This is a genomic window from Dyadobacter endophyticus (assembly GCF_014641595.1).
Lineage (GTDB): Bacteria > Bacteroidota > Bacteroidia > Cytophagales > Spirosomataceae > Dyadobacter > Dyadobacter endophyticus.
Genome location: NZ_BMIA01000003.1, coordinates 908,150 through 931,054 on the forward strand (window position 1 = coordinate 908,150; position 22,905 = coordinate 931,054).

At 50.6% G+C, this 22,905-nt stretch carries 15 protein-coding genes; 4 read left to right on the forward strand and 11 right to left on the reverse strand.

From position 1 onward, the window contains the following. Nucleotides 1-67: 67 nt before the first annotated feature. The 4 genes from IEY24_RS23590 to IEY24_RS23605 form a co-directional block, all read right to left on the reverse strand. On the reverse strand, nucleotides 68-2,131 hold the full coding sequence (locus IEY24_RS23590; protein WP_188936728.1) for a glycoside hydrolase family 20 zincin-like fold domain-containing protein: 2,064 nt from the start codon (nucleotides 2,129-2,131) through the stop codon (nucleotides 68-70). Nucleotides 2,132-2,142: 11 nt separating this feature from the next. Beyond that, nucleotides 2,143-3,726 carry a SusD/RagB family nutrient-binding outer membrane lipoprotein gene (locus tag IEY24_RS23595; RefSeq protein WP_188936730.1) on the reverse strand — a complete coding sequence of 528 codons (1,584 nt, stop codon included), beginning with the start codon at nucleotides 3,724-3,726 and terminating at the stop codon, nucleotides 2,143-2,145. A 12-nt stretch (nucleotides 3,727-3,738) separates the two neighbouring features. Next, the gene (locus IEY24_RS23600) at nucleotides 3,739-6,921 is read right to left on the reverse strand and encodes a SusC/RagA family TonB-linked outer membrane protein (protein WP_188936731.1); all 3,183 of its coding nucleotides are present in this window, start codon (nucleotides 6,919-6,921) and stop codon (nucleotides 3,739-3,741) included. A gap of 301 nt (nucleotides 6,922-7,222) precedes the next feature. Then, nucleotides 7,223-7,861, reverse strand: a complete 639-nt coding sequence (locus IEY24_RS23605; RefSeq protein WP_188936732.1) for a GntR family transcriptional regulator — start codon at nucleotides 7,859-7,861, stop codon at nucleotides 7,223-7,225. A gap of 255 nt (nucleotides 7,862-8,116) precedes the next feature. Between IEY24_RS23605 and IEY24_RS23610 the strand changes: the two genes are divergently transcribed. Further along, nucleotides 8,117-9,367: a glycoside hydrolase family 2 TIM barrel-domain containing protein gene (locus tag IEY24_RS23610; RefSeq protein ID WP_229222942.1), complete on the forward strand. Its 1,251-nt coding sequence runs from the start codon at nucleotides 8,117-8,119 to the stop codon at nucleotides 9,365-9,367. Continuing rightward, entirely contained in the window at nucleotides 9,364-12,306 is a 2,943-nt protein-coding gene (locus IEY24_RS23615) for a glycosyltransferase family 2 protein (protein WP_188936734.1), read from the forward strand. The genes IEY24_RS23610 and IEY24_RS23615 overlap by 4 nt, the downstream gene beginning before the upstream one ends. On the opposite strand, the gene IEY24_RS23620 is transcribed toward IEY24_RS23615, so the two are convergent. The 6 genes from IEY24_RS23620 to IEY24_RS23645 all read right to left on the reverse strand — a co-directional run bounded on the left by IEY24_RS23620 (nucleotide 12,303) and on the right by IEY24_RS23645 (nucleotide 18,825). Next, nucleotides 12,303-13,979 carry a glycoside hydrolase family 26 protein gene (locus tag IEY24_RS23620; protein WP_188936736.1) on the reverse strand — a complete coding sequence of 559 codons (1,677 nt, stop codon included), beginning with the start codon at nucleotides 13,977-13,979 and terminating at the stop codon, nucleotides 12,303-12,305. The genes IEY24_RS23615 and IEY24_RS23620 overlap by 4 nt on opposite strands. 187 nt (nucleotides 13,980-14,166) lie before the next feature. Then, nucleotides 14,167-14,499 carry a hypothetical protein gene (locus IEY24_RS23625; protein WP_188936738.1) on the reverse strand — a complete coding sequence of 111 codons (333 nt, stop codon included), beginning with the start codon at nucleotides 14,497-14,499 and terminating at the stop codon, nucleotides 14,167-14,169. A gap of 211 nt (nucleotides 14,500-14,710) precedes the next feature. Next, nucleotides 14,711-15,883, reverse strand: coding sequence for a glutathionylspermidine synthase family protein (locus tag IEY24_RS23630; RefSeq protein ID WP_188936741.1), 1,173 nt, complete (start codon nucleotides 15,881-15,883; stop codon nucleotides 14,711-14,713). A gap of 30 nt (nucleotides 15,884-15,913) precedes the next feature. Further along, nucleotides 15,914-16,525, reverse strand: a complete 612-nt coding sequence (locus IEY24_RS23635; RefSeq protein ID WP_188936743.1) for a Cj0371 family chemotaxis-regulating polar lipoprotein — start codon at nucleotides 16,523-16,525, stop codon at nucleotides 15,914-15,916. Nucleotides 16,526-16,707: 182 nt separating this feature from the next. Next, a complete protein-coding gene (locus IEY24_RS23640; protein ID WP_188936745.1) occupies nucleotides 16,708-17,994 on the reverse strand; it encodes an aminotransferase class V-fold PLP-dependent enzyme in 1,287 nt (428 codons plus the stop codon). 66 nt (nucleotides 17,995-18,060) lie between these two features. Continuing rightward, nucleotides 18,061-18,825 (reverse strand): M23 family metallopeptidase, encoded by a 765-nt coding sequence (locus tag IEY24_RS23645; RefSeq protein ID WP_188936748.1) that lies wholly within the window; start codon nucleotides 18,823-18,825, stop codon nucleotides 18,061-18,063. A gap of 161 nt (nucleotides 18,826-18,986) precedes the next feature. Between IEY24_RS23645 and IEY24_RS23650 the strand changes: the two genes are divergently transcribed. After that, complete coding sequence (locus tag IEY24_RS23650; RefSeq protein ID WP_188936751.1) at nucleotides 18,987-19,958, forward strand: aldo/keto reductase; 972 nt, start codon at nucleotides 18,987-18,989, stop codon at nucleotides 19,956-19,958. A 59-nt stretch (nucleotides 19,959-20,017) separates the two neighbouring features. Here the strand turns inward: IEY24_RS23650 and IEY24_RS23655 are convergent, their stop codons facing one another. Beyond that, complete coding sequence (locus IEY24_RS23655; RefSeq protein ID WP_188936754.1) at nucleotides 20,018-20,428, reverse strand: DoxX family protein; 411 nt, start codon at nucleotides 20,426-20,428, stop codon at nucleotides 20,018-20,020. 178 nt (nucleotides 20,429-20,606) lie between these two features. Between IEY24_RS23655 and IEY24_RS23660 the strand changes: the two genes are divergently transcribed. Further along, entirely contained in the window at nucleotides 20,607-22,868 is a 2,262-nt protein-coding gene (locus IEY24_RS23660) for a TonB-dependent receptor (RefSeq protein ID WP_188936757.1), read from the forward strand. Nucleotides 22,869-22,905 lie beyond the last annotated feature (37 nt).

The following is a 22,905-nucleotide window of genomic DNA, read 5'->3' on the forward strand; positions in this document are numbered from 1 at the left end:
CACTAATTCTTCATGGCAAATTCATAAAGTAGCCGCAGCAATCCAGCCAGCTATTTTCTCTCGAAACCTAAAAATCAGGCTTGAATAACACGTCAAATGGCTGGTCAGCGACGTGATCGGACCTGTTTTCAATGCGATAGCTAACCACCTTAAGGTAAAGCTTTTGCCATAACCCGTACTCCACGTCGAATCGGCCGAGCATCGTATTGAGGCGATAGGGCATGTACTCCGAACGCCAGGCCTCGGAATAGGCCGTTTTGAGCTCGCCGGCTTCATCCATCACATCCACAAGCAGGCCATGACATGGATATGCGAGGTCATAAACCACGAAATCGTTCTTCTTCCGCACCAGCATCGACTCGTTCCACCTGTCGCACACCGTTTTAGCCCACAGAAAACGCGTCGCCGTGTAGGCCATCAACCTTGCAGTAACAATCATGGAGTGAATGAATGCGGTATCTTGCGAGCTGCATTTAGCCAATGCCCCGATCAGCTCTGCCTGCGCCGCCTCGCCTGATTTACGTGCATTCCGGAAATCGGCGGCATGTTCGTTCGTGTTTTTGAGGTAGTAAGGCAAAAACGGGTTCGACCAACTTTCGATGATCGTTCCGCGCGGCATGCCGTTCGTATTACGCCCGAGGCATTTATCGAGGGAAGCATTCGCAGCAGCAAGATGATCAAACGCCTTTTGCATTTCCCCGGCCACTTTCGGATACATCACGCGACTGTACATTTCCGTAAAATGCTTTTTTTCCGGCACCGATCCTTGCCATGCCCCGATGCAGCCGTAAGCCATAAACAGCCACGAAGCCCGCACAAACGGCTCCACCGGGTCCGTCCACACCGAATGGATGAACCCGAGTGCATGATGCTTCACCCCGGCTTGCAGGCAGAGATCTATATTGTCGTAGGTATAGGCGGCATCGGGATAGATATGGCCCCAGCCAGATACGGCAGGCTGGATAAAAAACGGCTTTTTCTCCCTCAAAATCGGGTTAAGATACCGGTTGATCTCCACCGTGTCCGGCTTGTATTCCCACAATACGGGGATTACTCCCTCCGGGATCCTTTTAATAATATCCGGATAGTAATTGTTCATATCCGTCCACGCAAGCACGGTTTTACCATACTTTTTCAACTCCCCCTCTACGAATGCAAGCTGCTGCACCCAAAGGTCTTCGGCATTGATACGCACGTCTTTATCGTCGGCAATACGCTTCGTTTCCCAGGTTTCGTCAAACCCGACATGGATAAATGGCCCCGGAAAAAGTTCGGCATATTGGCTGATCCAGTCTTTCAGCACTGCATTTGTTGCCGGCTTGCGCGGGTCGAGCTCGTGGCCGTACTGCCCGATCGCCAGACCAGCATATTGCTCGTTTCTCAGCAGTTCGTGCAAATGCCCGTATAAGTTCAGGAACGGCACCACGTCCATGTGCCGCTGCTTTCCATAGGCAATAATGTCGCGGATTTGCGCCTGGGTGTAACCCGAACGGTACCCGATTGCCGGATAGCCTTTCAATTCAATACTAACCTCATTATAAAAATAGTATTGGTTGGTCTTCCACCGTACCAGAAAGTCGATCTGCCGTTTGATTTCCGCGACAGTCGGCAGGCCGCCGTGCGCAAAATCCATCATCACTCCGCGGTAGGTGAGCGCAGGCCGGTCTTCGATCACTACTCCGGGGATAAATGCAGTTTTGCCCTGGCCGGTTATCAGCTGTCGCAATGTCTGCACGGCATAGTACAATCCCGCGGAAGTACGCGCATCCACACGTACACCCCTGCCCGAGATGGTCAGCTTGTAACGCTCCCTTTCACTCTTGCCGTTCATTTCAGAAACTTCCGGCAATGCACCACCTGGCTCCCGTACAACCCATTGAAATGTTGCCAGGGCAGCAGACGGCGCTTTTTTTATACTTTCCCCGGCAGACTCACCAAGCATGGCCTTCAACTCCTCCAGAGCAAATCGTACCTCACTAGGCGCCGAAGCGGGAATCCAAACGGTCAGCCTCGATACCGGCAGTTTTTCGTCCGTATAGCGTACCGTTTCCGGCTGCGGGAGAAGTACAGGTGTGTTTTGCGCAAAAGCACGGGTAATGAGCAGGCAGGCAATGAAAAGGCGGTTGAGCATTTGTTTAGTGTTCAGTTTTTATCCCACCAAAGCGGTGTCGCTGCATTGTCGGGCCCGCCGAGCATTTTAACGGCCTTTTCAACCTCAGCGGCATTGGTTTGTTTTTCAGTATCCAAAAAAGGCATCCGGCGAATGAATGTACCTTCCGGCAAATCTGAATTTTCACTGTGAACGACCGGATACAGCTTCGGAAGCCCTGTTCTTCTTACCTCAGCCCAGCCTTCCATGCCGTCCGGGAACAACGCGAGCCATTTCTGCTGTGCTACCTGCTTGCGCTGCATGCTTTCCGAGGTACTCCATTTCACGGGATAGTCGTTTACCGCAGGCGAATTCATCCCATCCTTTGGCGCAATGGGCAGGGCTGTATTCGAGATGTATTTCGCAATAGCCGCCTGGTCGGCGACACCCCATTGTGCCATGGAAGTTTGAATGCCTTTTTTGTAAAAATCTTCGGCCGTCCCGCCCATATTCCAGCCATTAAGGGCACCTTCGGCCCGAAGGAAATAGGCCTCAGCCGCGTGCAGGATGTTTTGCGGCACGTTGTAAGTGGTTTTCCAATCGTTTCCTACCCAGGTGGCCCAGCGGGTTCCCATATTGGAATTGAAAAGCCGGGAGTTGATATCGACGATTTTTTCCGACGTGAACAATCCGTTACGGACACCCTCGTAAGTCCCCGTCGAAACGGACGGTTGGAAATAAATCGGCAGTCGCGGATCTCCATACCCTTTCAGAATCGATTCCATCGAAGCACTCATGCGCACATCGTCCCAGCCGGCCGTAACGGCTAAACCATTGTACTCGGCATAAGTAGTGGTCGATTTCGGCATATATGCATCATCGGCGATGTCGGTAATCACACCTGCCGCAACAGCCGCTTCCGCCTGCTGCTTTGCCATTTCCGGGTTCACTTTCGAGATCCGCAATGCCAAACGCAAGCGAAGGGTGTTGGCAAATTTCATCCAGGCCGTCGCCGGCGCTGCATTTTTGTTATAAACCAGGTCGTAAGTACCGAACGGCTTGTCGCCTGAACGCGATTTGAGGACTGCCGAAGCTGCGTCCAGCCGTTTAAAAAAGTCGTAATAAACCGAGTCCTGCGGCGTGTAGGAAACATACCGCTTACCCGAAGCGGCATCGGAGTAGGGAATCGGCCCGAAGTAATCGGTAACGCGGTGAAACATCCAAACCCACCAGATGTTCGCCAGCGCATTCTCGGCGCTTTGCGTTTCCGTTCCGGCGATAATCGTTTTCAGTTGCGGTGCAGCCGCCGTGTACACCGGGTTCCAGCACGCGGGCATCCAATCCTGCCGGATCACGTAGCGGTCGGTCGGGAACGAATGCGCGGCTTGCGACAAAAACTGGGAGTACACCGAGGCGATCGTCCCCTCACCCACCTCGAAGTTGTCGGGACTGAGTGTTGGGCTCATTAACGCATAGGCGAACATGAACGGATATTCCTTGCTACCCACGCTGCTGATCTTGGTAGCGTCGGTATTCAGCGAATCGAAATTGTCGGTACAGCCCGCCAGGATAGCCACAATGGCCACTGGCAGCATTTTCGTGAGTCCCCGACCTATATTTTTAATCCTGGTCAACATAATGAGCTGTTTTTAGAATGATAGTTTGAGGTTCAATCCTATGTTCCTGGTCGATGGCAAATTAAAATACTCGATACCCTGATAATTGCTGTTACCGAAACTCATTTCAGGGTCGAAATCCATCTTCCGCTTGCCAATGCCGGGAATGTCGAGTATCGCATTGCCGCGGTAAATGAAGAAGAGGTTGCGGGCGACGACCGATAGCCTTGCCGAACTGAGCAAGCCGGGCAGGTTTTTGAAATCATAACCAAGCGATAATTCGCGTACACGAACGTTGGTGGCATGGTAAGTAAAAAACTCTCCCCAGGAGTAATCACCCTGCGCGACCGTCTGCCAGAATGCCTCCGCATTAACCGGTTTGGTATTCGGAGCCCCCTCAGCCGTTACACCTTCGACTACCCACGATCCCGCGTCGCGGAATTTTTCGGTATCTATACCCGTACCGTTAGCGGCCATTTGCGCGGCAGTACCCGATGTGATCACACCTCCAAACTTGCCGTCCACGAGCACATTAAGCGCCCAGTTCTTGTAGCTGAAATTATTGCTAAAGCCGGCTGAGAATTTCGGGTTATAGTTACCCAGTTTCTCGACCGCGTCCGTTTTGACAGGCACACCTTTGTCGCTCACCACATATTTACCGTTCAGTGTTTTCCATTTATAGCCGTACAAATCCCCGAAAGCGCCGCCTTCCTTAATCAATGGCGTTGCCGTACGCACGCTCGTGGACGACCCCAGGTACAACTGGCTAACGCCGTCGTAGAGCTCCACAACTTTGCTGTTATTCACTGCGTAGTTCAGCCCGATATTCCAGTTAAAATCCTTTCCAACAACCGGTTTTACCGAAAGCACTGCTTCAAATCCTTTGTTCTGAATATTCCCGGCATTCACATTCAACGTCGAATAGCCCGAAGAAGCCGGTGACGCTACGCGCAGTAGTTGGTTTTTAGAATTGGTTTTGTAGTAGGTCAAATCGATGCCCAGGCGATTGTTATAGAACCGCCATTCGGTCCCCAATTCAATCGACTGAGTCAATTCCGGTTTCAGATTCGCAATTGCTTTGGTGCTGCTGCTGGCTATGTAGCCCCCAAAACCCCCACGGATATAAGTATACGTCTGACCCAGCAGGTAAGGATCCGCGTCATTACCGACCTTCGTAAATGATCCCCGTACTTTACCCAGGTTCACCCATTGCGGCAACTTCACCATCTCGGAAATGACTGCCGACAGACCTACGGACGGATAGAAATAGGAATAGGGCGATGGCAGTGTGCTCGACCAGTCGTTGCGGGCGGTCAGGTCCAGGAAGAGGTAATCCTTGTAGCCGAACTGAACTGTTCCATACAGCGACTGCAATTGTCTTCTCGCCGTAGCAGTTTCCGTTTTAAGTGTCGTGGCATAGCTCAGGTCATATTTGTTGGCGAAGCCAAGCCCGTCGGCTGCATTGATCCGGTGCCGCATACTCCGGTTGAGAATTGAACCACCCAGGTTATACGTCAGTTTCAAATCCGGCGCAATGTGGTTTGTACCGGTCAGCAAAAGATCGGCATTACGCTCGGCGATGTAATCATTGCCTTCGGAATAATATCCACCCGGCTGGCGGGCATAGTTGACGGTATTGTTGGCGTATTTCTGGCTGATAAAATCATTGTAACTATCCGAACTCACCCTTCCCTGGATGTTCAGCCAGTCGGTCAGTTTGTATCTCAAAACAAACAATCCTGTTACGCGACTGCGGTTTTCGTCGCGATGGGTATTGTTGATCGTCCAGTATGGATTCATATAAACCGCGTCGGGGGTGGTCCAGAAAGTAGGTGTTTCCACGCCGGTAACATCTACTTTTTTATAAGACTTAAGGGTTTCGGGATCAACGCTGCGCGGCATCCGGTATGTATTGGCCACCACCATACCGTCGCCTCCCACGCCGGGCTTGTTGAAAATATTCTGCAGCATATAGGTCACTTTGGCATCCGCAGAAAGCCGGCTCGTGATATCGAAGCTCAACCTTGCATTGAAAGTATTCCTGGACAGCCTGTTGTGGGGCACGATTCCATTGATATAATTATTGGCATAAGAAAAATAGGACTGCACTTTCTCCGAGCCGCCACTCACTCCCACCGAGTTATTTGTGGACACCGCAGTCTTGAAAAAATCCCTGACATTGTCGGGATATGCTTTCAATGAAACGGTATTACCCGTCCAATCCTGCACGCTCTGGCCGGTAATGGGAGCACCCCAGCTTCCGTTAGTAAGTGTTGAGTAAACGCCGCCCGATCCCTGGCTGTAAGTATTCTGCAGAGACGGTGTAACAAGTGCCTTATCAATGGTCACGCCGGAATTGACATTCACATTAACTTTCCCGCTTTTTCCCTTTTTGGTCGTGATCATAATCACCCCGTTTGCAGCGCGGCTACCGTAAAGTGCGGCTCCCGCGGCACCTTTGAGCACATTGATCGACTCAATATCGTCGGGATTGATGCTCGATGCCCCGTCGCTCCCGCTATGCCCGCCCGCGTCGTAGCCTACCTGGCCTGCGGGCGTGGAGTTATCGATAGCCACGCCATCCACGACGATCAGCGCATTGTTAGAGCCCTGAATCGACCGGTTTCCCCGCAAAACGATCCTGGTGGCACCACCGGGGCCGTTCGCAGAAGGCGTAATGGTAAGCCCGGCAATTTTTCCTGAAAGTGTGTTGGTAAAATTGGCATCCCGGATCTCATTTACCTGATCGCCACCTATTTTCTGGGTCGCGTAGGTGAGCGTCTTGGCTGCCCGCTCGATCCCCAGCGCCGTTACCACCACTTCCTGCAAGCCCATGGCGTCGTCCGCCAGCGTAATTTCTCCCAGTGCGCTCTGGTTCCCAATCGGCACCTCCTGCGTCTTCATGCCGATATACGAAACCACGACGGAGGCGGCGCTTTCCGGCACCGAAATGTCGAACATGCCATCCTTGTCGGCAATGGCCCCCAAAGTAGAATGCTTTACCACGATAGACGCCCCGGGCACCGGCGCGCCCTTCTGGTCGATGACTTTCCCTGTGATCTTTTTACTCTGCTGTGCATAGGTCTCACTGACGTGGGCTGCTACCGCCAGCACACATATCAGCAGCGAGAGAACCCGAAAACGGTTACGTATACGAAACCGCAGCAAAGGAATCTCAGAAGGAAGAGATTCCGGGAATTTTAGAGATTTTTTCATAAACGAAGATTTCGGAACAGTAATGGGTTTAACAGGGCAACGGAAAACGCCTATCCCCGGACGAGGTGGGCGCACAAGAGGCTATCTAAATTATGTTAACAAATATATTATTTTTTTGTCAACAAAAAAATTTAGAAAAAATTATTGTTTGTCACTTAAAGCAAACGATCTATCGAGAATACGACAGCCAGCCAAATACGCGTCGACCGCAATCCTTTTGAACAGAAATTCCTTTGGCAAAAAAAAGCCGGTTTCAAGAGGAGAAACCGGCCTGTGGAACACAAAATGTATTATTGATCTGTCACGCCAGATCCATTGACGCGACTTCACCGCGTATGAGATGTTTTAAAAGTGCTTCCTCCGCGCGCTTGATATCACGATCCTTAATTCCCGCAACGATCTCACGATGCTCCTGGTCCGTCAGCTCGTAGTCGTCCATATGCGTTTGGGTTTTACCCAGTTTCTGGTGAAACAAAGGAATATTACTGGCCTGGTACAAATCAACAAGCCGCTCATTACCAGCACATTCTATTAATGTCTCATGAAATTTAACATCCGCCTCACATGCACCGCCAAAATACCCGCGCTCAACCATCGAGGAGAAGTCATCGCAAATACGGTCGAGTTCGGAAATCTGCCCGGCTGTGATTTTCTGGATCAGCAACCGCAATGCACCCACTTCCAGGATCTCGCGAAGCTCGCGGATCTTGTGGCTGTCTTCAAGCGTTAGCGTCTTCACAAAAAAGCCTCCTTTTTCCCCTTGCACAATCAGCTGTTCACCTAAAAGCCGCGTCAGCGCCTCCCGGATTGCCATTCTATTGACATCCAACTTCTTAGACCATTCATCTTCTTTGAGCCGCGTGCCCGAAGTGAGCTGGTTCGAAAGTATCTTTTTCCGCAATTCTGTGTAGGCCCTGTTCGAAAGTGAGTCTTCTTTCATTCCAATGTAAACAATAATTCAAAATTTAGTAAACCAAAACTTTTCATATAAAGGTAAGCAATAATCATAAACTTCTGTATCGGCGTAAGATCAACACTCGGAGACTTAACTCGAAAAGCATTTCAGTTTTAAGTCATTTTTACCGTATTTTACTCTGGGAATATCGCCCGGTTACAAATACCCACTACCTTGTCTACCCGTATTCAATCACTGCTGCTGCTAGCTTTGACACTTTCAACTATATTGTCGGGCTGTTTGCGCAAAAAACAACCAAACCAATCGGCCAAGGTGTACATCGACGAGCGCGATGGCCACTACAAGGTGGTGAGAAACGGAGTACCCTACGACATCAGGGGTGCCGGAGGCTATTCCCATTTCCGCGAACTACGCGATGCCGGCGGAAATACCCTGCGTACCTGGGATACCACAAACCTTGCTCAAATTCTCGACAGTGCGCAAAGACACGATCTGGCGGTAATCGTAGGCCTTCCGCTACCTAATAGCGGCGATATCCCTTTTTATACTAATCCTCAAATTACCAAAACCCGTTACAGCGCATTGCAATCCGTTATCAAACGGTACAGAAACCATCCTGCGGTGCTAATGTGGTGCCTGGGGAACGAACTGGACTTCCCTTACAAATGGACATACGGAAATTTTTACGACTCGTTCAACGAGCTTACCGACATGATCCACCGGGAAGATCCCGACCATCCGGTCACAACCACCGTTTTGAACTTCAATAAAAAATACATTTTCAATATCCTATTGCGTTGCGACATCGACGTGATCTCTTTCAACATTTTCAGTAATTTACCCTTGCTGCGCAACGACCTCGACGATTTTGCCTGGCTTTGGAGAGGCCCTTACATGCTGCTCGAATGGGGTATCAACGGACCATGGAAGGGAACTGAGCAAACGGCCTGGGGGGCATACATCGAGGACACCAGTAAAAAGAAGGCCGAGATTTACCAAGAGCGGTATCAACGATACATGCCGCTGGAAGATCCCCGTTTTTTGGGCGCCTGTATTTTCTTCTGGGGTAACAAGCAGGAAACGACCCATACGTGGTTCAGTATATTCGATGAAAACGGCAATGCTTCGGAGGCTGTTGGTACAATGCAGAGGGTTTGGACGGGCCAACCATCGCCGGTTATCTATCCCCAGGTAAAATATATGTTGCTAAATGGCCAGGGCGCGCGCGACAATGTGCTGCTGAACCCGGCTGTACCGGCATCGGCGGAAGTGCTGCTTTTAAAAGGGCACGACCGCATCCGATCGATCCGTTGGCAGGTCTTTCGGGAAGACTGGTATCGCAAAAACGGGATCAACAGCACGCGGAAGCTAATGCCGGTCGCAACGGCAGAAAACTCCGGCCAAAACCTCCGCCTCACATTTCCAACACCGAAGGAGGAAGGGCCCTACCGGATTTTTGCAACGATTTATGACAATGAGGGGAATTTCGCTTCATGCAACACCCCATTTTATGTTGTAGGAGCGCCATGAAGCAAGCATTATACGTAAAACCTCCCTCCCGGAAGCAGCTGATCATGCTGCGGCTGATGATCTTCTTCGGATTGGTCTCGATGGGATTTTTTCTTTCCAGTATTCTCTCCGAGGCGGTCAGGGGCTTTGCACCGCTATACTGGATGCTAGTAGTGACGTTTGTTTTCACCTGCCTGAAAGTGCTGCACGAGTGGTATCATTACCTGTTCATCACCGTTCCTGCGACACCGACGCTCACACGCCGGTATACGGTTGACATTTTCACGACTTTTTGCGCAGGCGAGCCTTACGAAATGATCGTAGAGACACTGACTGCGATACAGGCCATTACCTATCCGCATGAAACTTACCTGTGCGACGAAGCTGATGATCCTTACCTGCGGGAGGTCTGCGCGCGACTGGGTGTGCATCACGTAACGCGCACTGACAAACGGAACGCCAAAGCCGGGAACATTAATAATGCATTGCGCATTTCAAAAGGAGAACTTTGTGTGGTGCTCGACCCTGACCACGTCCCTTTCCCCGACTTCCTCGACCCGATTGTCTCGCATTTCGACAACCCTGAAATCGGCTACGTGCAAATTGTGCAGGCCTACAAAAATCATGACGAGGGCCTTATAGCGAAAGGTGCCGCTCAGCAAACCTACCAGTTTTACGGCCCGATGATGATGACCATGAACCACTATGGAACGGTGCTCGCAATCGGCGCGAACTGTACTTTCCGCCGCACCGCGCTGGAATCCATTGGCGGACATGCGGCTGGGCTGGCGGAAGACATGCATACCTCCATGCAACTGCATGCGAAGGGGTGGAAGTCGATGTATGTGCCCGCCGTGCTGGCTCGCGGACTGGTGCCTTCGACCCTATCAGCCTATTACAAACAACAGTTGAAATGGTCGCGCGGGGTGTTTGACCTGTTTGTGCACGTTTATCCGAAGCTTTTCTCCAAGTTTACGTGGAGCCAGCGCATCCATTACGGGACGATCCCCTTGCATTATTTATCGGGCTTCATTTTCCTGATCAACTTCCTGATTCCCATCCTGGCGCTGATATTCGACGTCAGCCCGATGCATTTCGACCTTACCGATTTCCTGCTGGTCAGTCTGCCGATGGTTTCCTGCATTATCCTCATCCGGCATTTTGTGCAATGGTGGGTAATGGAGGATGAGGAACGCGGATTTCACGTGATAGGGGGCCTGCTGATGATCGGGACCTGGTGGATTTTCATTCTGGGTGTCCTTTACACGATTTCAGGCAAGAAAATTCCCTACGTACCTACGCCAAAGGATGGCAACGAAGCCAACAACTGGCCGCTGAACGTCCCGAACCTGGCAGTACTCGGCATATCCTTAATGGCCATCGTTTACGGCCTGTATCAGGACCTGAACCCATACAATCTTATTATGGCCGGGTTTGCAGGCCTGAACTGCTTCTTCATGTGCTTCAATATCGCCGCAAGCCGACAACAGCAAATCCGTCAATTTTCCGGCTCTTCGCGCTTCCTGAGTACTGCATTTGGGGCAATTAAGGAATTGAAGGGCAATTTCTGGATTCTGCGCAGACGCATTTACAGTGGTGTGAGGACTTCGGCTTTTCTGATCACCGTGCTGCTTATCAGCTTCATCGTATATTTCAGACGTTTCAATCCCCAACTCGAACAAAACCTGGCCATCTCGATTGAAAACCAGGTATATGCCCTCAGCCTGACAAAGCGAAAACCTCCACGGCAGCCTGATGTTCCCGCACTTTTCCGCGCGATGGGCGTTCGTGAGCCTAATGCAAAAGGCACACAAAAATCCGTTGCATTTTTTAAAGGGACGCGTGGGGTGAACTACACCAAAGGCCATAACTGGTCGCGCCGGTACCCGGCATTCACAAAGCACGAGCTTGAAGCCGACCTCGCGCAAATGAGCCAGGCGGGCATCAATGCGATCCGGCATTTCGGTCCCGGCATTTATGATTACAATATAATGAAGGCAACGGGGCGGGCGGGAATCCGGGTGCATTATACTTTCTGGGTACCCGAAACGCTTGATTTCGTAGCGGATAAAAGCGGTGCCGACGACCTTGCCAGTGAAATACTGGCCACCGTGAGCCGGCTCCAATATCAAAAACACATTGTGTCCTGGAACATCGGCAATGCCGCCATTCAGCGCCACCGCCGTTCAGAAAGTACCGAGGAGCAAAAGCAATATCTGTATTGGTTAAAAAAAACCAGCGAAGCCATTAAGAAAATCGACGGTTCACGTCCGGTTACAGTAGATCTTGAAATAAATGCCGAAACTCAAAAGCTCGCCTATCTGATCAAGCAGGTTGCACCCGCGATTGATGCATTCGGGCTGGTGTTGACGGACGTGGGGGAAAAACCCGTAGAAGGGACCCTTCGGAAGATTACAGTTCCTTACTATTTCAGCTACATCGGCGCAGATGGACTGGCAAGCTCCCGGGAACGGCAGGCCGGAACATTTATTTCCAACTGGCAGGACGAAAAGATTGTCGAGCACGTAAGTTTTGATGGCCTGCACGACTATGCCGGCAGGCCGAAGCATTCATTGCAAATACTGAAGTCGATATGGAGCGGCGGAGAAGCCCCCCTACCTGTCCCACATTTCAAAATTCTTAAACCAGCCATCGCTACATTCGAAGGTACCCTGCTGGATTACCACGCGATTATCCTCCAAAATGGCCAATGGAAAGTTCTTAATGGACCAATAAATGGCATTCAGCTTGAATGGAAACTTGTCAGAACGGACGGCTTCAACAATCCTGTTGAAATGACCGATGCCGGAAACGGGCCCCGGTTGACTTTGACCATTCCGAAACATCCGTCCTTGTATCAATTGTACCTGTACGTCCTGCGGGGCGAAACGGTAAGTGCCATCGTCAAATCAGAATTGAATACGCCGCTGGAACCTGCGAAAAAAGCCTGGGACCGTTAACGCCCGGATTTCAATGCCCCTACGAAGCGATCGAAAGTAGATTGGCTGATACCCCAGTCAGGCGGCGGGATATCACCCCAGACCTCCGGGTTATCGGCAAGATTGAAATAAGATACACCGACCACTTCCCCGTGGGCAGCTAATACCGCCCCGGCTTTTTCCAACCATTCGGCCTGGAAGTCTTCCGGGCCTTTCACACCAAATTCCGTTATAAAAATTGGTTTGGAGGTCCAACGCATGCGCCATACCTTGCGGTTGAAAATCGTTTCGAAAGATTCCTGTTTCGTCGGATCGGTAATATTTTTATCCGGCAAGCCGTAGATGGCGATACTGACGAAGTCGACCGCGTCGCCACCCGGATACCATTCCATAGAACCTCTGTCCCCGGCAGGGCCCCACACTTTATTAACATTTTTCACTCCTTTCCCCAGCTCCATAAAATGCCGATAAGCCTTGATGTACAAAACAGGGTCCTGGCTTTGCCATGAATACCTGTGTATGGGTATTTCCATTTCGTGTGCAAAACGGACGTAAACCGGAAGATTAGTCTTCGAAATCGTGTAAAAGAGCGATTTGAACTCCTCATCGTAAACGCCCAGAATAGTATTTTGCAACACCGAAGAATCCTTTCGGACCTTGCCGTCGCGCCAGGGCTCTACGGACACGATCACCTGGTGCCCACGCCCGACGATTGCCTCGAAATCCCTCGCAAAACTGCCTGTTTGAATATTCACCAGGTCGACAAACAAATGCTCGGCCTGCACGACTTTGGAACCCGCAAGTGTCTGCTTCGGATCATACACGCCCAAAAGCGGCGGAGCATTGGCTGGTCTGCCCTTCGGCGGGTTAATCGTGTATTCCTGAAAAAGCCATGTAGAATCACGTTTGAGCTCCTTTGCCGCCTCCCTTAAATCACTTTGCAATGCATTAACAAGACTATCGTTACCGGTAGCAAACACCCAAACCGGTTTGTTCATCAACCGCGTCCGAATTAACTTTCTCCGGAGCGAGGTCCTTAGGTCAGGATCCCGTGGAAAAGCCGTCGCCGCCAGCTCGCTTGGGCCATTCACCGAGATTCCAATCGCGTCTACCACATCGCCTCCCGGCCAGTACTCTTCCGTCCCCGGGTAACCGGCCGGTGACCACATAATTTGCAAAGCGGGCTTTGTATTCCGGCAAGTTTTAGCCACATGCCTGAATGCCCCGATATAATCGACCGGAGATTGGTATTGCCACGAATAGCGTTGCACGGGCACTTCCATATCGGGGTCCCAGCGAAGGTAAACGCGTTTTGCGTCAGGCAATAGCCGGCAGAGGGAACGCAGTGCATCGTCGAATGCACCGTCAGTCACCATACCTAACGCCCCGTCCTGGCCGGCCACTACTGTCAGAAGTAAATCCTTGTCGGCAACGAGCCCTTTTAGCGCAGCAGCAAGCGGCGCCTCTGTCGTATTTGGATGAAGTTGAATTGAAATATGTTGGAGGTCCGGGTTGGCCACGCCTATGGAATCGGCCCTGTTGATATATCCAACAGGCTGCTCTGCAAAGGCGGCGTTCAGCACGTCAGCAGAATGGCCATCCGATTTAAAAAGTGGAGAGAACCTTATTACATAGCCTGCGGTTACCGCGGTCAATGTCAGCGCGGCAATGAGTAAAACACCTTTAAACTTCATAGAGGCCCGAAAAAATGCATGACGGGCTTAAATTAGTAAATTCAATGACGTCGAAGCGCAGAAGGTAGCTAATATATGTACAAAAAAGAACCGGGCAATGATTAGACTCTGCGGTGTCCACCATGCCCGGTATTAGTGTGCGTTATTTAATTCTATTCAGTGCCTGATGTGAAAATTTAACCGTTGCTTAAACCAGCTCGCTTTCATAGAGCATCCCGATGTGTGCTGGCGGGTAACTGAGAATCCGGTTAAATTCGGTAATGGCCTGGTTGATCTGGCGCTGCGTGATCCCGCTGTATTCCATCAGGATCACCTTGGCCTGTTGTGCGCTGGAACGCTTCATTTTCCAGTATTGAGGGTGGTTGACCCCGATCGGTGTGCGAAAGTATTTCTCTTTGGGTTCGCGGATTAAAATCTCGCAATCCGTATCGCGCTGCGGATTATCATGGAGGAAGTAACTTTTTACAACGACTTTGACCTCCCTGCCGCTTTTTAGTTGAAAAATTTTCTCGTGAATCATGACTTGTCTTTTAAGAATTAAGGATCGGTGAATATGCTGAACTGCTGACCAAGCTTGGGCTCCCTTAAAACTTTCATACCAACAGCACTTGTAAAACCTGTACAAACTTCGCTGCTGCCATGGACATTTCAGCAAATTGATTAGTAAACGGTCGATTCAATGATCCTTCGGTAACATTCTGATTTATAGGCAAGTAAATTTACGTACTATATTAGTCAACTACGTGCCCCACAAATTGTGCCGTGTTGTCCAATATCTTCCCACCCCTTCTGAACCCCAGCCCACAGGCTTCCCCCGCATAGAATACACCGGCCTGGTAAGTACGGCCATCGGCGTCCATAGGAAGGGCAACGTATTCCTGGTAAATGCGCGATTGCCCATCGTATTCCCCTGCCGCAGTTTCCAGTACCTCGCCCCCCTTGTCGTGGATGGTAACATTCGCACCTTCGCGTCCCAGCAACACCTTGCTCACCGATTTTTTATGTGGCAGCACGTAACGCTCGGTTTGTAGCAGCAAGGGATGATATGGGTAAAGGTCCCACAGAATTTTTAAAATGTATTTGGATTGAAATAACAACGTGTAGGCGGGGTTCAGAACGACCGCCTTCCTGTTCTTCACGATCTCAGTGAGCATGGCGGCCAGTTCCGGCTCGTCGGTTCCAATGTGTTCCCAGGGCACCAGCCTAAACCAGAAATCAAACCGGACAAAATGCCCGTGTTCTGCCTCCTGGCTGAATATTCCCTCACCGTTTGAAAATTCCACATCGTCGATGTACGCGAATTCGGCATCGAAACCTGCTTCTTTCGCCGCTTCCATCAACACGGCCACATTGGTGTCGTCTTCGGGGTAACCGCGCATGGCCGAGAACAACATCGACGGTGTGAGATCGCTGTTTTCTTCCTTTAAATAAACAAACTGGCCTACCAGTGTTTCAAACACCGTATTGAACTGTTTCGATTCGTCCATCCCGTTCATACGCAAATGCGCCCATTGCACAACGGCCGTTTCGGGAATGCAGGTGGCGGTATCGGCATTAAACTCGATCAGTTTGACCGGCTCATCGTTAAACCCTCCGGCGAAGTCAAACCGGCCGTACAGGTGGATTTGCCTGTCGTCGCTCCAAGAAAATTTGATTAGCTCGATGAGGTTCTCCGGGATACCCATTTCCTTGAAAAGGCCTTGATCGATGGCATATTGCCCCGCTTCGACCAGCATATCGTATAATGTACCCGCAGCTTCATAGTAGCTCTCGGCCTGTTGTTCGCTAACGACTACCATATCATTGACAACGTAGGGCGACGTGTCGGTGCCCAGAGCCCAATCCCAGCCGGCTTTTTGCAACGCATCTTGCGGCGGATTGGGCAGTGATTTCAGTTTTACCATTGTTGGAGTATAAAGTTTATGAGTAACTCCTCAGCCGCCACTTCGGCTGGACGACCTCCCGAAGAACCCTTTGCGACCTCCCGCGGGCCTTGTTGTGACTGTCCGCACCGAACGGGAAGTTTCCACGCCCAACGCCGCGCTGCGCGAGCTCGCCCATGCGCCCGGGTTGGCGTAGAAGGACCGGCTGCGTTCGGCGCCCATTCTGTCGCGGTAGTTGTTCATGTAAGAATAGGAAGAATTGCGGCCGAGCAGATAACCTATTCCGCCGTAAAGCAACATGCTCGAAAGCCCGCTATGATGGCTCATGTTGGGATTCGATCGGATTTCTTCGTCGATCAGCGCCTTCGCTGCCATCGGGTTCAGCGTGTCTTTGTGGCCGTCGAGGTACGAGACGATCGCCTGGGAACTATCGGCCGGGACGTTTTCTTCGCTGATAATCTTGAACTCACCCGGGCTTACCTCCCTGATGAAGGAGCGGATACCTTTGCCGTACGATGTCTCTTCGTAACTGTACTCCGATTCATCGTCATTTGAAGAACAGGAGACGAGCGCCGTGCCGGACAGCAATGCCAGCGCCAATGCACCGCCCATACTGATGTCTTTTACCTTCCTGATAAAAGATCCCTTTCGTAAATGTGACATAGTATTGATTTTCTGTTGAGGATTTTTCAAAAGTAATGCATGAAAACCGGCCCCGACGAATGAATCGTGCCAGTGGTTTTTCCGGTGGATATCGCAACCTGTGGACTTACAGACGGCAAAAAAATTGAGCATAACCGGTAGTTAACCCAGCTATGCTCAATGTACATTAACAAATAAGAATATCAGGCCTTTTTCGCGATTTTCTCGATGGCACCGACCAGTTTATCCAAATCGCTCAGCTTCGTGTACACGTGTGGCGTCACGCGTACGCAATGGATATTTTCCCAGTTTATCCCCACCGTATGGATCTGATAATCTTTCATCAGCTTGCCGTCCAGCTCCTCCGGTTTCATGCCTTCGATGCTTACACCGGCTATGGCGCAGGAGAATTCAGGTTTAAGTGAAGTATGGATTTTCACGCCGGGAATTTGTGCGGCCTTTTCTGCCCAATATTTTTTGAGATAATGAATCCTGTCCTGTTTACGTTTGCTGCCGATCCCTTCCTGAAAATTAATCGCTTCGCCTATGGCCTGTTCGATCGGAAAGCTACGGGTGCCAAGCGTTTCAAACTTGCGGATATTGCCGCTTTTTGGCTCGCCATTGCAAAGCAGCGGCCATATTTTCTCGATTTTATCCTTTTTGATCCACATCATCCCGCTGCCCACCGGTGCGCTGAGGAACTTGTGCAGGCTCGTGCCAAAGTAGTCGCATTCGAGGTCGGGAATTTTATAATCAAGCAAACCAAATGTGTGCGCGCCGTCGCAAACCACCTCGATACCTTTGGCATGTGCCATTTGGGCGATCTTCTTCACGGGCATGATTTGGCCCACCCAGTTGATAATGTGGGTTACATGAATGATTTTGGTTCTGGGAGTGATCGCGTCGGCATAAGCCTTTACGATCTGTTCGTCGTTTTCAATGGGAAAATCGAAGGAGAGCTGCTTGTAGACCAGGCCATCTCGCATTTGGCGCTGTTTCCAGGCTTGCACCATGTTCGGATAATCCTGCAAAGTGCCGATGATTTCATCGCCTTTTTCGAGCGGCAAGCCGAAAATGATGGTATTCAACGCCTCCGTCGCATTGCGGTTAATCGCGATTTCCTCGGCATCGGTACCCGCCAGCTTGGCCAGGCGCTGGCGGAGCGGCTCGCGACCTTTATCCATAATCCGCCACATATAATAGGAAGGCCCTTGCGCAGCGGCTTTGTTGTATTTATCCAGAGCCTCCTGCACGACGATCGGCGAGGGCGAAACGCCTCCATTGTTAAGGATAATGATTTCGCTTTTGCTGGCAGTGTAGGCATCCTGAATGACCGACCAGTATTCCTCGTTGCTTGCGCTGGCTGGTTTCCAAAGGCTTTCTGCTTCGAGGAATTGCTCCGCGTGGAGCTCGTTGAAAAGGCTGTTGATTCCGAAAGCACCCATACTGAGGGCAGCACTCTTCCGGAAAAAAGAACGGCGGTTGTTCATAAAATTTCGTTTAAGGAATAGTAATGGAGTGAAGTACAATATATTGAATATCTACTTCAAACCCAATTACTCAGCCCCTAAACCGTCCTTCACGGCGGCTTCTTTCAGCCATTCGTAGGTATTTGCGGGCATGGGAAGCCCGTCAGCGTCAAGTTGGAGAAACATCAGATGCAAATGTGTGGGCGACCGTTTCTGGTAGGCATTGTAACCCGAGCGGCCCATCTCCGAGATCTTGTCCCCGGCATTGACCCACTGCCCTGGCTGCACTTCCACGATGTTGTTATGGGCATAATAGAAAAGACCGTCGAGGCAGGGGTCGTAGATCCATATCCAGTTCCCGCCACGGTACTCACTGTCGTATTTCCAGCTCGTTTCAGTGGCTACCACCAGGCCGGAAGTGAACGCAAGAACATCGATCGGCTGCCAGGTACGGTCGTCCAGCACGTCCTGGTCTTTGTCTCGTACGAAAAGATCGTGGGCAGGATGGCTACCGGTGACATTCATATCGAAAAGGTCGAAACCATCGGGCCGGTAACCGCGGCCTCTTGCCCCTACCGACTCTCTGGCCGAGTAAGATTTTACAGGAAAAACGAAATACGAGGAGTCAATGGACCTGCAGGTATCTCTTCTGAATTCAGCCCTGAGGTTCCGCATGACGGCCCCGAATGCCGCACGGGCCGAATCGGGAGAGATCACATTATCGCGGATATCCATCTGTATCTGATGGAAAGTCCGGCAGTATTCTGCAATTTTATCGGAAGATTCGCTCTGGTTCGTCAAACCGGCCATACAGATCACCAACACAATCCCGGCAATTCTTTTAAATGTCATCAACAATGCGTTAATCAACCCCTTTTCTTTCACTTAAACCCTGTTTTTAAAGAACGATAGCGAAATGGCTCACTAATAAAAAAGTCTTGCAAAGGTATCCGTTCTATATTAAATAAATGCAGAGAAGTTCTTTATTGGTCAAACACTAAAATCAGATTACAATGCAAAAACGTCGTTTTGGACGCACTGGCTGGGAAATCAGCGAAGTAGGTTATGGCATGTGGGGACTGGCAGGTTGGACTGGCTCCGACCGCAAGGAAACGGACGACTCCCTCAACCTGGCCGTTGAATCGGGTGTCAATTTCTTCGATACGGCCTGGGGCTATGGCGAAGGCCTGAGCGAGCGCATCCTGGGCGAGCTGATCAAACGCTATCCCGATAAGAAGTTGTACGCCGCTACCAAAATACCGCCTAAAAACCGCCAATGGCCATCGCGCCCGGAATTTGCGTTGAAAAACGTGTTCCCCGCCGACTACATTGTCGAATACACCGAAAAAAGCCTTCAAAACCTGGGTACCGAGCAGATAGACCTGCTGCAATTCCACGTTTGGGAAGATGCGTGGGCAGAAGAAGACGAATGGAAAGAAGCCATTCAAAAATTGACGAAAGAAGGAAAAGTAGGGGCCTGGGGCATCAGTATCAACCGCTGGGAGCCAAATAACGCTTTGAAAACGCTTGAAACCGGCTTGATCGACGCGGTTCAGGTGATTTACAACATTTTCGACCAGGCACCGGAGGATAATCTATTCCCCCTTTGCCGGAAGCTGGATATCGGCGTCATCGCCCGCGTGCCGTTCGACGAAGGTACGCTCACCGGCACGTTGACCAAGGAAACTACATTCCCGGCCGACGACTGGCGCTCTACCTATTTCGTCCCCGAAAACCTGAATAAGAGCGTGGACCACGCCGAAGCATTGCGCGCCGACATTCCCGCAGGGATGACGATGGCAGAACTTGCGCTGCGTTTCATCCTCAACAATCCCGACGTTCACACGACGATTCCGGGCATGCGGAGGCTTCAAAATGTACGCGCAAACGTAGCCGTGAGCGACGGCGTGAGACTCGATACAGCAGTGGCCGAAAAAATGAAAGCCCACCGCTGGGACCGCCAGCCTACCAAGTGGTCGCAATAGCTATTTAAAACGAATGCCTTCCCAACCAGGAAGGCATTCGTTTTTTTAATCAACCAATTTTAACGGTATAACTTGCTATCGACCGAAAACCGCCCTGGTCCGGTAAGCAGCAATGCGATGTACACGAACAGAAATGAAAGGCCGTGTTCCTGCTTATCGATCCCATCCGGCGCGTGAACGATAAATATGACCACGAGCATCGTGAAGATAAGTGGCAAAAGCGCCGCGCGGGTCACCAACCCGAGAATCACCAGAATAGAACAGCCGAACTCAGCACAGATCGTCAGCAGATAGGAAAGCTCCTCACCTATTCCGATCGGGTCAGCAAATGAATGATCGCCGCCCAGGAAATTCGTCAGTTTGGCATAGCCGTGGATGAGCATGAGACATGAAATGCCAACCCGAAGGATCAGCACCGCCCAATCCACCGACACAGGCAGTTTGATTGGTTTCAAAAATCGTTTGAGCATAGTGGGTTAAATTGGTTTATAAAACTGGATTCGCAAAGGCTAAACCAATGCCATGGCGAAGATAGTTTCGCAATCGACCCCATGTAACCGAATTTTTAATTTCCTTATATCAAGTTTTATTTTTAGGTTTGTCTAAATTTATATTAAGATGAAAGTAAATTAATTATTCGACCATACTATGATACTACGCATACTCTTACTGTTCAGTTGCTTGCCATTTACCGCCTGGGCGCAGTTTTCACTTTCCGGAAAAATCTCCCTGGAAGGACAGGCCGACCCGGCATTCGGTGCGTCGGTTTATATCAATGAGTTAAAGACCGGCACAACCGCCGATACTGCGGGTTATTTTCGCCTGGCGGGCATTCCCAAAGGCAGCTATACCATTCGCGTGAGCTACATTTCGCTGCCTACGATCACCGAAAAAAATGTACGGATTGACCGGGACATCAAGAAGGATTTTGTAATGAAATCGGGTGCCAATGCATTGGAAGAAGTGGTTGTAACAGGCACAATGAAGGAAGTTTCGAAGCTCGACAGCCCTGTGCCGGTCGATATCATTACCTCTAAATTCCTTTATAAAAACCCCGTCCCCAGCATATTCGAAGGATTAAGTTATGTAAATGGGGTGCGGCCACAGCTCAATTGCAATGTCTGCAACACGGGCGATATCCATATTAACGGGCTCGAAGGCCCCTACACAATGGTCCTCATCGACGGCATGCCGATGGTGAGCGGGCTTTCCACGGTATATGGGCTTTCTGGCATTCCAAACAGCCTGATCGAGCGCGTTGAGATCGTCAAAGGACCTGCGTCTACACTGTATGGTTCGGAGGCCGTGGGTGGTTTGATCAATATTATCACCAAAAATCCCTCTAAGGCGCCGCGGTTTTCCGCCGATGCATTCAGCACTGCCTGGCGAGACTACAATGTGGACCTGGGCGTTAAATTCACTCCCGGCGAAAAAAGCAGTTCGTTGCTGGGCATCAACTATTTCAATTACCAAAACCCCATTGACAATAACAAAGACGGGTTTACCGACATGACCCTGCAAAACCGCATTTCGATCTTCAACAAATGGTCGTTCGACCTGAAAAACAACAGGCAAGCCAATATAGCTGCGCGCTACTATTACGAAGACCGCTGGGGCGGCCAAATGCAATGGAACCGATCGTACCGCGGTGGCGATCAGGTTTATGGTGAAAGTATTTATACCAAACGTTTTGAGGTACTTGGAAACTACCAGCTACCGATGCCGGAAAAGGTAACGCTGCAATACTCTTTCAGCTCACACAACCAGAATTCGGCATACGGCCATGTGCCATTCAATGCCGACCAAAAAATCGTGTTTGCACAGTTTTTGTGGGACAAAGAGATCGGCAAGCACAGCCTCTTGATGGGAACGCCGTTCCGTTATACATTCTACAACGACAATACGCCTGCTACCCGCTACGCCGACGGCCAGGACCACGCCGACAAGATTTACCTACCGGGAATATTTATCCAGGACGAGATCAAAAGCGGGCCGCATTCTATTCTTTTGGGCGCGCGCTACGACTATAACAGCCGCCACGGGAGCATTTTTACACCAAGAGCTGCGTACAAATACAAGTTTAACCAGACAGACGTGGTCCGTTTAAACATCGGCCGCGGCTTCCGAATCGTGAACCTATTTACCGAAGATCATGCCGCATTGACCGGCTCGCGCGAGGTAATTTTGAAAGAAGCACTGAAACCCGAGCAAAGCTGGAATGGAAATATCAACTTCGTCAAGAAGATCGTGACGGGCAATTCGTTCATCGGAATCGACGCTTCGGTGTTTTATACCTACTTCACAAACCGAATCCTGCCCGACTACGATACGAATCCCAACGAAATTATTTACGACAATCTTGACGGTTATGCAGTATCGAAAGGCATTAGTATGAACCTCGATTTCAACTTTCCATTCCCTCTGAAAATCATCGCCGGCGGTACCTACATGGATAATTTCCAGAAAGAAAACGGCGTGCGTTTCAGGCCGGTACTCACCGAAAAGTTCACAGGTACCTGGTCGGTTTCCTACGAAATTCAAAAGGCGGGGCTCTCGATCGATTACACGGGAAACATTTATGGCCCGATGCGCCTGCCGATCCTGAGCGAGGACGATCCGCGCGCCGCGAACTCGCCGGTATGGTCTTTGCAGAATATCCAGATGACCAAAAAGTTTGACAATGGACTGGAAATTTACGGGGGTGTCAAAAATCTGCTCAACTTCACCCCCCCCGCCAATTCGATCGCCCGCGCGAACGATCCGTTCGACAAGAACGTCAAATTTGACGGGCAGGGACAGGTTATTGCAACGCCTGAGAATCCTTACCGGCTGACATTCGACCCATCGTATGTTTTTGCCCCAAATCAGGGCATCAGGGCGTTTTTGGGGATGAGATACACGCTCAGATGAGGTTAATGCTCTTTGTTAAAAAATGTCGAATGAAATG